This window comes from Streptomyces sp. NPDC055099 (assembly GCF_053607685.1).
This window is the reverse complement of the sequence record NZ_JBSGUA010000017.1, coordinates 21932-35480: the sequence shown is the minus strand read 5'-3', so window position 1 is coordinate 35480 and position 13549 is coordinate 21932. Positions and strand designations below refer to the sequence as shown.

Genomic DNA, 13549 nt, shown 5'->3' with positions numbered 1-13549 from the left:
GTAAATTTACGACCGAGCTGGGAGTTGGACAATGGCCGACCGCTATCTGAACTTCACGGGCACCGCACCCGGCCGCTTCCTCACCCGGAGGCTCGGTCTGCCCCAGCCGTCGGCGTTGCGCCGCTGGACGCCGGAACGGCCGTATCTTGAGGGCGACTTGCTGCTTCTGACGGCGGGCGAGTCCGCCCACGCGGCGGACCTGCCGCCGGTCCTGGAGCGGACGAACCTGCGCGTCACATCCGATTCGTCCCGCCCCACGGCGATCGTGGTGGACGCAACGAGCATTCGCGACACTCCCGGCCTCGCTCTCGTGCACGCGGCGCTGCATCCCGTGGTGCGGTCGGTGGCGGAGAACGGCCGTGTGGTGGTGCTGGGGGCGCCCGTCTCGGCTCCCGTCTCGGCGCCGGGCCAGGGGGTGGGCCAAGGGGTGGACCACCATCAGGCGGCGGCGCAACAGGCGTTGGAGGGCTTCGTGCGTTCCCTCGGCAAGGAGCTGGGCAAGGGGCGCACGGCGACGCTGGTCCGCATGCGTTCGGCGGCCGGGGCGGAGTCGACGTTGCGGTTCCTGCTCTCGCCGAGGTCGGCGTATGTGAGCGGTCAGGTGATCGAGACGGGGGAGGCGGAGGGGGGCCTCGATGGGGAGCGCGTTGAGGGGGAGCGTCTTGAGGGGGAGCGTCTTGAGGGGGAGCGCCTTGAGGGGGAGCGCCTTGAGGGGGAGCGCCTTGATCTCGACTGGGGTCGGCCCCTCGCCGGCCGCACGGCGCTCGTCACCGGGGCGGCGCGGGGGATCGGCGAGGCGGTGGCGGAGGTGCTCGCGCGGGACGGTGCGCGGGTCGTCGTACTCGATGTGCCGTCCGCGCAGGCGGACTTGGTACGGGTCGCGGACCGGCTCGGCGGTACGGCGCTGCCGCTGGACATCACGGTGGACGACGCCGGGGAGCGCATCGCCTCGGCGCTGGCTCCCGGCGGTCTGGACATCCTCGTCCACAACGCGGGGATCACGAGGGACCGCAAGCTGGCCAACATGCCGGCCGACCGCTGGAACCCCGTCCTGGACGTGAACCTGACGAGCGTGCTGCGTACGACGGACGCGCTGCTCAAGTCCGGGACGCTGAACCGGGGCGGAAGCGTCGTCGCCACGGCTTCGATCGCGGGGATCGCGGGGAACGTCGGCCAGACCAACTACGCCGCGAGCAAGGCGGGGATCATCGGCCTGGTACGGGCTCTGGCGCCGGGGGCGCTCGCGGAGTACGGGGTGAATGTGAACGCGGTGGCGCCCGGGTTCATCGAGACGAAGATGACGGCGGCGGTTCCTCTCCTCATCCGCGAGGCGGGGCGCCGCATGAATTCCCTTGGGCAGGGGGGTCTGCCGGTGGACGTCGCGGAAACCACGGCGTGGCTGGCCTGCCCTGCTTCGAGCGGCGTCAACGGCCAGGTGATCCGGGTCTGCGGCCAGAGCCTGCTCGGGGCGTAGCCCAGGTTTCTCCCGGCGGCCGGGCGGCGCGCAGCGTTACGCCACCGAACAAGCCTTTCCCACCCACCCGCCCGTTTGCCCGGCATCCTCACCGCGCCGAACAAGCCTTTCCCACCCACCCACCCGATTGCCCCGCAGCATCCCGGTGGCGAGCAAACGCAGCAGCGCTCGCGCCTCCGCAGTCGGCAGCGGTCGCGGGGTGGGCCGGGGAGGTGTACCAGCGTGACCCCGCAGCGCGCGGCTCACGAGACTGCCCCGCTCCCACATACGTCCCCGAAAGGACCCCATGCTCGCCCCCCTCCTCCTCCGTGGCGCGCTCCTCTCCCCGCTCAAGCGGCCCCGCGCCGACGCCCCCCTCCCCGCCTCACGACCCACCCTCAGCGGCGTACGTCCCAGAAGCGAGCGTCTCGCCGTCTACTCCCGCCTCTGCGGGTACCGCACCGCCCCGCACACCCTCCCCCTCACCTACCCCCACGTCCTCAGCTTTCCGCTGGCCATGCGGCTCATGTCCGCCCGCGCCTTTCCGCTTCCGCTGCTCGGGCTCGTCCACACGTCCATCGAGATCGACCAGCAGCGCGCCCTGACCACCGCCGATCCGCTCGAACTCTCCGTACACGCAACCCAGTTGACCCCGCACCACCGCGGCACCGAAGCCACCATCGTCACCGAGGCCCGCGTCGACGGAACCACCGTATGGACGTCCAGCAGCACCTACCTGGCCCGCCACCGCACCGACACCAGCGCCCCCACCAAGGCCCTCAAGGCCCTCAAGGCCCCCAAGGCACCCCTCGAAAGCACCCCGCTCCCCGCCCTCGCCGAGTGGTCCCTCCCCCGTGACCTCGGCCGCCGTTACGGCGCCGTCTCAGGTGACCGCAACCCCATCCACCTGTACCCCCTGACCGCACGCATGCTCGGCTTCCCCCGGGCCATCGCCCACGGCATGTGGACCGTGGCCCGCTGCCTGGCGGAGTACGGCACCCCCGAATCCGCCCACGTACACGTCGACTTCAAGGCACCCGTACTGCTCCCCGGCACAGTGACCTACGCGGCCGACGGCGCTGACTTCCAACTCCGGGGCTCCGGCGACGATTCCCCCAAGACCCACCTCACCGGAACCGCGACCCTCCGCTGACCACAGCCACAGCCACAACCACAGCCACAGCCACCGCCGCCACCACCGCTACGGAACCCAGCGCCGCCCCTCCATCAACTCCCCCAGTCCCGCCCACGCGAAGTTCATCAGCGTCGCCGCGGCCTCCTTCGCGGAGACCGACGCGTCCCCGTTCGCCCAGCCGGCGAGCGACTCCGCCGCGCCCACCAACGCCTGCGCAAGGCCCGCGACCTCACGTTCCGCCAGCTCCGGCTTGCGGTGCGCCTCCCGTGCCGCCTCCGCGATCAGTGACGTCACGAACGCCACGATCTCCTCGCGCATCACGGTGACCTCGGCGGCGAACGGCTCGCCCTGCGTACGCGCCTGGTGGTGCAGCACCACCCACGCCTCGGGCCGCTCAGCGGTATGCGTGAAGAAGGCCCGCAGCCCGGCCCACAACTGCCGGTCGGCGGGCCCGCCCCCGCTCACCCCGTCCCGCACCGCGGCGACCAGCGCCGCGGCCTCCCGCCGGATGCACGCGGTGAACAGCTCCTCCTTGGAGTTCAGATACAGGTACACCAGCGGCTTCGAGACCCCCGCCACCTCGGCGATCTCGTCCATGGAAGCCGCCCGGTACCCCCGCTGCCCGAAGATCCGCACGGCCGCGTCCAGCATCTGCTGCTCGCGCACCGCCCTCGGCATCCGCTTCTGCCGCCTCACGCCCGCGCCCCCACCGGCCTTCATGTCGCCCACCCCGGCGCCCACCTTCCACACAACCTGTTTCCACACAACCTGTGCACAGAAAAGCCAGCCTACGGTCAGCCCCCGAGCGGCCCCGCACCCCATTGGCACCCGGCGGCACCACGTGACGCCACATGACGCCAGGTGGCACCAGGTGGTGCCAGACGGCGCCACCAAGCCCCGCCGCACCACCTCCCCGAGCCCTCACCTCCTCCCTGGCGCCAGAATGACCCACTCCACCCATCCGCGTTCCCGCAGGTCAGAGCCGTACGCGTCAAGTGCGCCGCACACCAGTCCCACTTTCGGCGCCATTACGGTTGCGCATGGCGCCATGATGGTGCCAAGATGACGTCATGGACCTCACCCCGTATGTCGACACCCTCCGCCGTGAACTCGCGGTGGCCGCCGAAGCCGGCGGGGACGAAGCCCGCGAGCTGGCCGACCGTCTCACCGCTCCCCTGGAGTCGGCGACCCGGCTGACCATGCTGAACGTGCTCTCGGCCGCGATGGACGAGATCACCCGCGAGCTCGCCCCCGGCTCCGTCGACGTACGGCTGCGTGGTCTCGACCCCGACTTCGTGGTGACGCTGCCGCCCACCGACAGCGACGCCCCCGTGGAGTCGGCCGCCCCCTACGAACCGCTCAAGGCACAGGCGCCCGCGGAAGGCGACGAAGGCGGCACCGCCCGCGTCAACCTGCGCCTGCCGGCCCACCTCAAGGCCCGCGCCGAGGAGGCAGCGGGACGTGAGGGCCTCTCGGTCAACGCCTGGCTGATCCGCGCCGTCTCGGCCGCGGTCGAGGGCGACGCCCGCCCGCGTACGACGCAGAAAACGCACACGATCGGACAGACCATCACCGGCTGGGTGCGCTAGCCACGCCCCCACTCCGCCTCTGCACCTCCAGCACCTCCCAGTACTCCCAGCACCTCCCACCACTTCACTCACACCACGTCCCACCAGCGGGGACGCCCCAGAGACCCAAGAGGACGGGACAGCCATGCCTTCTTTCGACACTCCCGAATCGATCTCGGTCATGGCGCACGTGGGGGCCGGCTCCATCCGGTTCACCGCGAGCGACCGGCCTGACACCCTCGTCCAGGTCACGGCCCAGGACCCGAAGAGGGACAAGGACGTACGGGCCGCCGAGCAGACCGAGGTCACGTATGCGAGCGGCGTCCTGAACATCAGGACGAAGGAGCGCCTCATGATCGGCCCCACCGGCGCCGTCGACGTGGCGGTCGAACTGCCCACGGGCTCACACGTCGAGGTGGGCGGCTCCTGCCCCAACGTGCTGGGCGAGGGCCGGCTCGGCGAGGTCCGCGTGAAGGCCTCGGTCGGCGATGTCCGCCTGGACACGACCGGACCGCTCCAACTGACCGTCTCCCACGGCTCGATCACCGTCGAACGGGTCGAGGGCGCGGCCGAGATCACCACCAGCTCCGGCAACATCCGCGTCGGCCTCGTCGAGGGCCCCGCCACGCTGAAGAACTCGCACGGCAACACGACCGTCGGCGGCGCGACCGGTGACCTGCGGGTGAGCGGCGCCCACGGCGCCATCGACATCGCGCGCGCCGAGGGCTCGGTCACCGCGACCAACGCCTACGGCGCCCTGCGGATCGCCGAAGCCTCCCGCGGCACGGTCCAGTTGGAGACCAACTACGGCGCCATCGAGATCGGCATCCGCGAGGGCACGGCCGCCTGGCTCGATGCCGGCTCCGACAAGGGGCAGGTACGCAACAGGCTCACCTCGTCCGATGGCCCGGACGAGTCCGAGGACACCGTCAAGATCCGCGCCCGCACCCGGCACGGCAACATCGACATCGTCCGCGCCCGCGCCCACGCCTGAGCGCAGCGCCTCCGCCGACGAGAACCGGCCCCCAGCCAGGCCACCAGCGCCCACGCCGACGAATACCGGCCCCCAGCCAGGCCACCAGCGGCCACGCCCACCCCCGGCCACTTCACCACCCCCACCACGCCACCACCCCCACCACCTCAGCCTTCGATCAGGAGGGCCCCATGCCTTCATCTGTCATGTCCACATCCAGCCAGAACAACGGTCAGCCGTCCTCGGCCGCCGTCTCCGCCATCGGTCTGCGCAAGTCCTACGGCGACAAGACCGTCCTCGACGGCATCGACCTCCGCATCCCCGCCGGATCGGTGTTCGCACTGCTCGGCCCGAACGGCGCGGGCAAGACCACCGCCGTGAAGATCCTCTCCACCCTCATCTCGGCCGACGGCGGAGAGGCCCAGGTCGCGGGCCACGACATCGCCACGTCACCGGACGGGGTGCGTGCCGCGATCGGTGTCACGGGCCAGTTCTCGGCGGTGGACGGGCTGATCACCGGCGAGGAGAACATGCTCCTCATGGCCGACCTGCACCACCTCTCCAAGAGCGAGGGACGCAAGGTCACCGCCGAACTCCTCGCCCGCTTCGACCTCACCGACGCCGCCAAGAAACCCGCCTCCACCTACTCCGGCGGCATGAAACGCCGCCTCGACATCGCCATGACCCTGGTCGGCAACCCGCGCATCATCTTCCTCGACGAGCCCACCACCGGCCTCGACCCGCGCTCCCGCCACAACATGTGGCAGATCATCCGCGAACTCGTCACCGGCGGCGTCACCGTCTTCCTCACCACCCAGTACCTGGAAGAAGCCGACGAACTCGCCGACCGCATCGCCGTCCTGAACAACGGCAAGATCGCCGCCGAAGGCACCGCCGAAGAACTCAAACGCCTCATCCCCGGCGGCCACGTACGCCTGCGATTCACCGACCCCGACGCCTACCGTTCCGCCGCCCTCGCCCTGCACGACGTAACCCGCGACGACGAGGCCCTCTCGCTGTCCATCCCCAGCGACGGCAGCCAGCGCGAACTGCGCTCCCTCCTCGACTGGCTGGACGCGGCCGGTGTCGAGGCCGACGAGCTCACCGTCCACACCCCCGACCTCGACGACGTCTTCTTCGCCCTGACCGGCCCCGCCGATGTCCCCGCGCAGCACGCCCAGACCAAGGAGAACGTCCGATGAGCTCCCTCGCCCTCGCCCTGCGCGACTCGTCCACGATGCTGCGCCGCAACCTCCTGCACGCCCGGCGCTACCCGTCCATGACCCTGCAGCTCCTGCTCACGCCGATCATGCTGCTGCTGCTCTTCGTCTACCTCTTCGGTGACGTGATGAGCGCGGGCATCGGCGGGGGCGGCGCGGACCGCTCCGAGTACATCGCCTACATCGTCCCCGGCATCCTGCTGATGACCATCGGCGGCGCCGTGGTCGGGACCGCCGTGTCCGTCTCCATGGACATGTCCGAGGGCATCATCGCCCGCTTCCGCACCATGGCCATCCACCGCGGGTCCGTGCTCGTCGGGCACGTCGTCGGCAGCGTCCTTCAGTCCGTCCTGAGCGTGGTCTTCGTCGGCGCCGTCGGTGTCGCCATCGGGTTCCGCTCCACCGACGCCACCGTCCTGGAGTGGCTGGCCGCCTTCGGCCTGCTCGTCCTCTTCTCCCTGGCCCTCACCTGGGTCGCGGTCGGCATGGGCCTGGTCAGCCCGAACGCCGAGGCCGCCAGCAACAACGCGATGCCGATGATCCTGCTGCCGCTGTTCTCCAGCGCCTTCGTCCCCGTCGACTCCATGCCCGGCTGGTTCCAGCCGGTCGCCGAGTACCAGCCCTTCACCCCCACCATCGAGACCCTGCGCGGCCTGCTCCTCGGCACCGAGATCGGCCACAACGGCTGGATCGCCCTCGCCTGGTGCCTGGGACTGACCTTGCTCGGCTACTTCTGGGCGAAGGCGGTCTTCGAGCGCGACCCGAAGTGACCGACCGGCCCCGATGCGCCTCGCACCACAGACGTGCCCCCGCACTCAGCCACTGCTGAGTGCGGGGGCACGTTCGCCACGAACGGGGGGGGACGTCAGGCGGCGACAGGCACCGGCTGCCGCTCGTCGGCGGGCTCGTCGAACGCGTCGAGCGGCGAAGCCGACGCGTTCTGGTAGGCGTCGCGGTCGAGGATCTTCTCGCGGGCGGCGACGATCACCGGCACGGCCGCTTGACCGGCGACGTTCGTGGCCGTGCGCATCATGTCCAGGATCGGGTCGATGGCCAGCAGCAGGCCCACGCCCTCCATCGGCAGGCCCAGCGTCGACAGGGTCAGGGTCAGCATGACCGTGGCGCCCGTCAGGCCGGCCGTGGCCGCGGAACCGACCACCGAGACGAAGGCGATGAGCAGGTACTCCTTGATGCCCATCTGCACGTCGAAGATCTGCGCGACGAAGATCGCGGCGATCGCCGGGTAGATCGCGGCGCAGCCGTCCATCTTGGTGGTGGCGCCGAACGGCACCGCGAAGGACGTGTACTCCTTCGGCACGCCGAGGCGCTCGGTGACCTTCTGGGTGACCGGCATCGTGCCGACCGAGGAGCGCGAGACGAAGGCCAGCTGGATCGCGGGCCAGGCGCCCTTGAAGAACTGCACGGGGTTGACCTTGGCGACCGTGGAGAGCAGCAGCGGGTAGACGCCGAACATCACCAGGGCGCAGCCGATGTAGATGTCGGCGGTGAACGTCGCGTACTTGCTGATCAGGTCCCAGCCGTAGTCGGCGATGGCGAAGCCGATGAGGCCGATGGTGCCGATCGGCGACAGCTTGATGACCCACCACAGGGCCTTCTGGAGCAGCGCGAGCACGGACTCGCTGAGGTCCAGGATCGGCTGCGCCTTGTCACCGATCTTCAGTACGGCGATACCGGCGACGGCGGCCATGAAGACGATCTGCAGGACGTTGAGCTCGGTGAACGGCGTGATGACGTCGGTCGGGATGATCCCGGTGAGGAAGTCGATCCAGGAGCCCGAGGTCTCCGGCTTGGCGCCGTCCTTCGGGGTCAGGCCGGTGCCGGCGCCCGGGTTGGTGAGGAGCCCGATCGCGAGGCCGATGACGACCGCGATCAGCGACGTGATCATGAACCAGATCAGCGTCTGCGAGGCGAGCCGCGCCGCGTTGTTGACCTTGCGCAGGTTGGTGATCGACACCAGGATCGCGAAGAAGACGAGCGGGGCGACCGCCAGCTTCAGGAGCCCGATGAAGGTGCTTCCGACCTTGTCCAGGGTGGTGACGAGCCAGGACACGTCCTGGCTGCGGGCCAGCCAGCCGAGCAGGACACCGAGGACCAGGCCGCCGAGGATCTGGGCCCAGAACGGCAGCTTGAGGAATCTGGGTATCCGGGAGCCGGTCTTCGGCTGCTCGGCCTCGGTGGCCGGGGATACGGGGGACTTCGCGGACACGGACACACTCCGGGTGATGGCGGGGGGGACGTGAGGGAGCGGCGACCGCGAAGGGGTCAGACGGAACGGCCTTGAGGGCGCCGCTGCAGTGCAGATGTCACTTGATGCTTGTCGTCACGCTGTTCGAAGAGGCTCAGCGGGAGCTCAGGGACGGCGACGACAGGCCGCGGACATGCAGCGGCAGAGATCGACATGCAGGCGCGCCACGAGCGGGACGCTCATGGCGATGCGGTGCGCGGCTGCTGTCTTCATGTCGAACACGTTAACACTTGAACTTTGAGAACATCAAAGGTCTTGTTTGAGGTAGACGAGGCCAATCACAGGCCGAGCCGCCCCCGGGACGCAAGAAACCCCGGCCCGGAGCAGTGGCTCCAGTACCGGGGCTGAGGTCTTTGTGACGAAACTTACGACGTCGCGCAGGGCCGTCAGGCGGTGCCGTTCAGGACTTCGCGCGGGCGGAGTCGTCGGCGAGGTCCTCCATCGTGCGGTTCGCCTCCAGGTTGGCCTTGGTGCGCTCCACGCGCTCGACGACCTGGATCGACGCGCGGTCCCGCTCCTTGCGCAGCACGACGAAGCTGATGGGCGCGGAGACGACGAGGGCGAGCAGCAGGACCCAGAGGAGGTTGGAGTCCCCGAGCCCCTTCGGCAGGGCGCCGACGTAGACAAGTCCCCAGACCGCGAAAAAGCAGCCCACGAAGACCCCGAGGCGCATCAGCGTGTAGCGGAGCATGTCAATCCACTCTTCCGTTCCGAAATAGCCCGAGTAGGACGAGCCACTCCAGTGAAGCATGGGAGGGGCCGCGCCCGGCAAGGGGGTGAGCCCTCCCCGTACGCAGCCCCGTACTCAGCCTCGCGCTCAGCCGTCGCACTCAGCCGAGCGGCAGGAGCATCGTGATGTCGTCGCGGTCGTCACCGGGGGCGACGCGGATCGCGCCGGGCACCCGCCCGACCTCCTTGTATCCGCAGGACTCGTAGAACCGGTCGACTCCCGTGCCGCCCCGGCAGGTCAGCCGGATCGCCTCGATGCCGTCGAGCCCGCGGGCGGCGTCGGCCGCGGCCGCCATGAGGTCGCGGCCGTATCCCTTGCCCTGGTGCCTGGGGTGCACCATCACCACGTACAGCCAGATCCAGTGCTTCATCAGCCGGTGCGTGTTGTAGGTGAGGAAGGCGGTCGCGGCGACGGCGCCGTCCTCGTCGTACCCGACGAGGAGCCGGGTGTCTCCCTGGCTGAGCTGGGCCAGGCGCTTGAGCCACTCGGGCCGGATGTCGTCGACCGTCACGGGCGGTACGAATCCGACGGCTCCGCCGGCGTTGGACACGTCGGCCCAGAGGACGAGGACGCCGTCACGGAGGGCGGGATCGATCTCCGGGTCGAGCCGGAAGGTAAGCGCCATAGGGCGAGGTTAACTATTACTGGCCCTGTGCCTCAACCGCGTTCCGCATCGCGGACAACGCGGCGAGCCCCGGCCGCTGTGGACCGGGGCTCGCCGCGTTGACTCGAGAAAGGCCGTCAGACCCGCATGGCCTGCGGGGTCTCACGCAGCGACAGGTCGGGGCCGTCGTACTCACGGATCGACTCGTAGCGCGTGTTCCGCTCGACCGGGCGGAAGCCCGCCTCGCGGATGAGGTCGAGCAGGTCGTCACGCGTCAGCTTGTTCGGCGTGCCGAAGTTGTCCGCGTCATGCGTGATCTTGTACTCGACGACCGAGCCGTCCATGTCGTCCGCGCCGTGCTGGAGCGCGAGCTGCGTGGTCTGCAGGCCGTGCATGACCCAGAAGACCTTGACGTGCGGGACGTTGTCGAAGAGGAGGCGCGAGACCGCGAAGGTCTTCAGGGCCTCGGCGCCCGACGCCATGGTCGTGCGCGCCTGGAGGCGGTTCCTGACCTTGCCGTCCTTCATGTCGACGAAGTCGTGCTGGTAGCGCAGCGGGATGAAGACCTGGAACCCGCCGGTCTCGTCCTGGAGTTCACGCAGCCGCAGCACGTGGTCGACCCGGTGCCGGGACTCCTCGATGTGGCCGTACAGCATCGTGCACGGAGTCTTGAGACCCTTCTCGTGCGCGAGGCGGTGGATGCGCGACCAGTCCTCCCAGTGGGTGCGGTGGTCCACGATGTGCTGGCGGACCTCCCAGTCGAAGATCTCCGCGCCGCCGCCGGTCAGCGACTCCAGGCCCGCCTCGATCAGCTCGTCGAGGATGTCGGACGCCGACATCCCCGAGATCGTCTCGAAGTGGTGGATCTCCGTGGCGGTGAACGCCTTCAGGGACACGTCCGGGAGCGCCTTCTTGAGCTCGCTCAGCGAACGCGGGTAGTAGCGCCACGGCAGGTTGGGGTGCAGGCCGTTGACGATGTGCAGCTCGGTGAGGTTCTCGCCCTCCATCGCCTTGGCGAGGCGGACGGCCTCCTCGATGCGCATCGTGTACGCGTCCTTCTCGCCCGGCTTGCGCTGGAACGAGCAGTAGGCGCACGAGGCGGTGCACACGTTGGTCATGTTGAGGTGGCGGTTGACGTTGAAGTGCACGACGTCGCCGTTCTTGCGCGTGCGCACCTCGTGGGCGAGGCCGCCGAGCCAGGCCAGGTCGTCCGACTCGTAGAGCGCGATGCCGTCCTCGCGGGACAGCCGCTCGCCGTCCCGGACCTTCTGCTCCAGTTCGCGCTTGAGACCTGCGTCCATGCCCTCGCCCTTACCTCTCCCTACGACCCACCACAAACTCTCGCCAACGGTACGCCCCGCAGGTCACTCCTCCTCCGGCAGCTCCCCGACGCGGTTCTCCCACTTTGTGGAGAGCACGATCGTCGTACGCGTCCTGGAGACGCCCTTCGTGCCGCTCAGCCTGCGGATCGTCTTCTCCAGGCCGTCCACGTCACTGGCCCGGACCTTGAGCATGTACGAGTCGTCGCCCGCGATGAACCAGCAGTCCTCGATCTCGTGCAGGTCCTTCAGGCGCCGTGCCACGTCCTCGTGGTCGGCGGCGTCCGAGAGGGAGATGCCGATGAGGGCGATGACGCCCAGGCCGAGCGAGGCGGAGTCGACGGTCGCGCGATAGCCGGTGATGACGCCCGCGGCCTCGAGGCGGTTGATCCGGTCCGTGACGCTCGGGCCGGAGAGGCCGACGAGCCGGCCGAGTTCGGCGTACGAGGCCCTGCCGTTCTCACGCAAAGCCTGGATGAGCTGCCTGTCCACGGCGTCCATAGGTGCGATGCCTTTCATTATTCAGCGATACCGCGAGTCTATGTGTAGAAACTAAGGCGCAATAGGGTTGCACCCTGTGAATCTTTCGGAATCTCCGCCGCTCGGCGAGGATTCTTCTGGGCACGTCGCGTCGCCACCGGGAAGACCGGGAAGACCGGGAAGCGCTAGTCCCCCGAAGGGGCCGAGCCTCCACCGAGCTCTCCCTTCCAGCGGCGGTACAGCTGGTGCGGCACCCCTGCCGCGTCGAGCGTCCGCCCGGCGACGAAGTCCACCAGATCCTGGATGTGCGTCGCCCCCGCGTAGAACGCGGGAGAGGCGGGCAGTACGACCGCGCCCGCCTCGTCCAGCGTCACCAAGTGCTTCAGCGTCTGTCCGTTCAGCGGCGTCTCGCGCACACAGACGACAAGTCGCCTGCCTTCCTTGAGCGTCACGCTCGCCGACCGCTGCAGCAGATCCTTCGAGAGCCCCAGCGCCACCCCGGCCACACACGCCGTGGACGCGGGCACGATCAGCATCCCCTTGGACGCGTACGACCCCGACGAAGGCCCGGCGGCCAGGTCCCCGGCCGCCCAGTAGCGCACGTCGTCCACCGGCACGTCGAAGGTCGCCGGCTTGCCGTCGGCGCCGCGGCCGAGCCACTCCCGCAGGTCCTCCTGCCAGTGCGCGTCCCGGAAGGCGATGCCCGTCTCGTCGAGGATCGTCAGCCGCGAGGCCCGCGAGACCACCAGGTCGACGCTCTCCCCCGCCGCGAGCAGGGCCCGCAGCACTGCGGCGGCGTACGGGGTCCCCGAGGCCCCCGACACCCCCACGATCCAAGGCTTACGCTGCGTGTCTCCTGGCTTCACACCGTGAGCCTAGACGGTCAGTCCGCGCATCAGCAGATCGAGCAGCGCGCAGACGAAGAGCGCTATGCCGATGAAGCCGTTGACCTGGAAGAAGGCGCGGTTGAGCCGGGAGAGGTCGTGCGGCTTCACGATCGAGTGCTCGTACACGAAGGCACCGGCGACCACCGCGATGCCGAGCCAGAGGAACACGCCCGCCCCGGTGTCGGCGGCGTACCAGACGAACAGTGCCGTGGTCACCAGGTGGCAGCCGCGCGAGCCCCAGATGGCGGCCGGGATGCCGAACCGCGCGGGCACCGACTTCACGCCGACCTCACGGTCCGTCTCCACGTCCTGGCAGGCGTAGATCAGGTCGAAGCCGCCGATCCAGACGCCGACCGCGACGCCGAGGATGACCGCCTGCCACGACCACTCGCCGGTGACCGCGATCCAGGCGCCGATCGGACCGATCGCCTGGGCGATACCGAGGATCGCCTGCGGGAAGTTCGTGAACCGCTTGCCGTACGGATAGACGACCATCGGGATCACCGCGACGGGCGCGAGCGCCAGACACAGCGGGTTGAGCAGGGCGGCGGCGCCGAGGAACACGACGAGCGCGATCAGCGCCCCGGTCCAGGCGGACTTCACCGACACCGCGCCCGTGACGAGCTCGCGGTGCGCGGTCCTCGGGTTACGGGCGTCGATCTCCCGGTCGATGATGCGGTTGGCGGCCATGGCGAACGTCCGCAGGCCGACCATGCAGACCGTGACCAGGAGCAGCCGCCCCCAGTGGATGTTCTCGTCCACCTGGAACATCGCGGTCAGCGCGGCGATGTAGGCGAAGGGCAGGGCGAACACCGAGTGCTCGATCATGACGAGGCGCAGGAACGCCTTGACCTTGCCGGGCGGTGCGGGCTCGGGCCCGAAGAGTTCCGGGGTCGCTGAATCAGCACTCATCT

At 69.5% G+C, this 13549-nt stretch carries 14 protein-coding genes; 6 read left to right on the top strand and 8 right to left on the bottom strand.

The window, feature by feature from the left end; all coding sequences use genetic code 11:
* Positions 1-31: 31 nt before the first annotated feature.
* Positions 32-1474: a 3-oxoacyl-ACP reductase gene (locus ACWFRU_RS33450; protein ID WP_453691884.1), complete on the top strand. Its 1443-nt coding sequence runs from the start codon at positions 32-34 to the stop codon at positions 1472-1474.
* A gap of 286 nt (positions 1475-1760) precedes the next feature.
* A complete protein-coding gene (locus tag ACWFRU_RS33445) occupies positions 1761-2606 on the top strand; it encodes a MaoC family dehydratase (protein WP_453691883.1) in 846 nt (281 codons plus the stop codon).
* Positions 2607-2654: 48 nt separating this feature from the next.
* Here the strand turns inward: ACWFRU_RS33445 and ACWFRU_RS33440 are convergent, their stop codons facing one another.
* Entirely contained in the window at positions 2655-3308 is a 654-nt protein-coding gene (locus tag ACWFRU_RS33440) for a TetR/AcrR family transcriptional regulator (RefSeq protein ID WP_453692015.1), read from the bottom strand.
* 350 nt (positions 3309-3658) lie between these two features.
* Between ACWFRU_RS33440 and ACWFRU_RS33435 the strand changes: the two genes are divergently transcribed.
* The 4 genes from ACWFRU_RS33435 (at position 3659) to ACWFRU_RS33420 (ending at position 7119) form a co-directional block, all read left to right on the top strand.
* A complete protein-coding gene (locus ACWFRU_RS33435; protein ID WP_453691882.1) occupies positions 3659-4177 on the top strand; it encodes a hypothetical protein in 519 nt (172 codons plus the stop codon).
* Between the two features lie 124 nt (positions 4178-4301).
* Positions 4302-5150 carry a DUF4097 family beta strand repeat-containing protein gene (locus ACWFRU_RS33430; protein ID WP_453691881.1) on the top strand — a complete coding sequence of 283 codons (849 nt, stop codon included), beginning with the start codon at positions 4302-4304 and terminating at the stop codon, positions 5148-5150.
* A 170-nt stretch (positions 5151-5320) separates the two neighbouring features.
* Positions 5321-6331: an ATP-binding cassette domain-containing protein gene (locus tag ACWFRU_RS33425; protein WP_453691880.1), complete on the top strand. Its 1011-nt coding sequence runs from the start codon at positions 5321-5323 to the stop codon at positions 6329-6331.
* Complete coding sequence (locus tag ACWFRU_RS33420; protein ID WP_453691879.1) at positions 6328-7119, top strand: ABC transporter permease; 792 nt, start codon at positions 6328-6330, stop codon at positions 7117-7119. The genes ACWFRU_RS33425 and ACWFRU_RS33420 overlap by 4 nt, the downstream gene beginning before the upstream one ends.
* Before the next feature lie 95 nt (positions 7120-7214).
* Here ACWFRU_RS33420 and ACWFRU_RS33415 read toward each other — a convergent pair whose 3' ends face one another.
* From ACWFRU_RS33415 to mqnP, 7 genes are all read right to left on the bottom strand, one after another.
* A complete protein-coding gene (locus ACWFRU_RS33415) occupies positions 7215-8576 on the bottom strand; it encodes a dicarboxylate/amino acid:cation symporter (RefSeq protein WP_453691878.1) in 1362 nt (453 codons plus the stop codon).
* A gap of 439 nt (positions 8577-9015) precedes the next feature.
* The gene (locus ACWFRU_RS33410; RefSeq protein ID WP_453691877.1) at positions 9016-9306 is read right to left on the bottom strand and encodes a DUF4229 domain-containing protein; all 291 of its coding nucleotides are present in this window, start codon (positions 9304-9306) and stop codon (positions 9016-9018) included.
* A gap of 139 nt (positions 9307-9445) precedes the next feature.
* Positions 9446-9970, bottom strand: a complete 525-nt coding sequence (locus ACWFRU_RS33405; protein WP_453691876.1) for an N-acetyltransferase family protein — start codon at positions 9968-9970, stop codon at positions 9446-9448.
* A 116-nt stretch (positions 9971-10086) separates the two neighbouring features.
* Positions 10087-11250 (bottom strand): aminofutalosine synthase MqnE, encoded by a 1164-nt coding sequence (mqnE, locus tag ACWFRU_RS33400; RefSeq protein WP_453691875.1) that lies wholly within the window; start codon positions 11248-11250, stop codon positions 10087-10089.
* A 63-nt stretch (positions 11251-11313) separates the two neighbouring features.
* A complete protein-coding gene (locus tag ACWFRU_RS33395; RefSeq protein WP_160510435.1) occupies positions 11314-11769 on the bottom strand; it encodes an Lrp/AsnC family transcriptional regulator in 456 nt (151 codons plus the stop codon).
* Positions 11770-11933: 164 nt separating this feature from the next.
* On the bottom strand, positions 11934-12614 hold the full coding sequence (locus ACWFRU_RS33390) for a UbiX family flavin prenyltransferase (protein ID WP_453691874.1): 681 nt from the start codon (positions 12612-12614) through the stop codon (positions 11934-11936).
* A gap of 9 nt (positions 12615-12623) precedes the next feature.
* A complete protein-coding gene (mqnP, locus tag ACWFRU_RS33385; RefSeq protein ID WP_453691873.1) occupies positions 12624-13547 on the bottom strand; it encodes a menaquinone biosynthesis prenyltransferase MqnP in 924 nt (307 codons plus the stop codon).
* Between the last annotated feature and the right edge of the window lie 2 nt (positions 13548-13549).

Excerpts from the sequence above, each read along its gene's own strand:
- ACWFRU_RS33450 (WP_453691884.1), top strand. The coding sequence starts at position 32 with ATGGCCGACCGCTATCTGAACTTCACGGGCACCGCACCCGGCCGCTTC.
- ACWFRU_RS33425 (WP_453691880.1), top strand. The coding sequence starts at position 5,321 with ATGCCTTCATCTGTCATGTCCACATCCAGCCAGAACAACGGTCAGCCG.
- ACWFRU_RS33445 (WP_453691883.1), top strand. The coding sequence starts at position 1,761 with ATGCTCGCCCCCCTCCTCCTCCGTGGCGCGCTCCTCTCCCCGCTCAAG.
- ACWFRU_RS33435 (WP_453691882.1), top strand. The coding sequence starts at position 3,659 with ATGGACCTCACCCCGTATGTCGACACCCTCCGCCGTGAACTCGCGGTG.
- ACWFRU_RS33395 (WP_160510435.1), bottom strand. The coding sequence starts at position 11,769 with ATGGACGCCGTGGACAGGCAGCTCATCCAGGCTTTGCGTGAGAACGGC.
- mqnP (WP_453691873.1), bottom strand. The coding sequence starts at position 13,547 with ATGAGTGCTGATTCAGCGACCCCGGAACTCTTCGGGCCCGAGCCCGCA.
- ACWFRU_RS33410 (WP_453691877.1), bottom strand. The coding sequence starts at position 9,306 with ATGCTCCGCTACACGCTGATGCGCCTCGGGGTCTTCGTGGGCTGCTTT.
- ACWFRU_RS33430 (WP_453691881.1), top strand. The coding sequence starts at position 4,302 with ATGCCTTCTTTCGACACTCCCGAATCGATCTCGGTCATGGCGCACGTG.
- mqnE (WP_453691875.1), bottom strand. The coding sequence starts at position 11,250 with ATGGACGCAGGTCTCAAGCGCGAACTGGAGCAGAAGGTCCGGGACGGC.
- ACWFRU_RS33405 (WP_453691876.1), bottom strand. The coding sequence starts at position 9,970 with ATGGCGCTTACCTTCCGGCTCGACCCGGAGATCGATCCCGCCCTCCGT.
- ACWFRU_RS33440 (WP_453692015.1), bottom strand. The coding sequence starts at position 3,308 with ATGAAGGCCGGTGGGGGCGCGGGCGTGAGGCGGCAGAAGCGGATGCCG.
- ACWFRU_RS33420 (WP_453691879.1), top strand. The coding sequence starts at position 6,328 with ATGAGCTCCCTCGCCCTCGCCCTGCGCGACTCGTCCACGATGCTGCGC.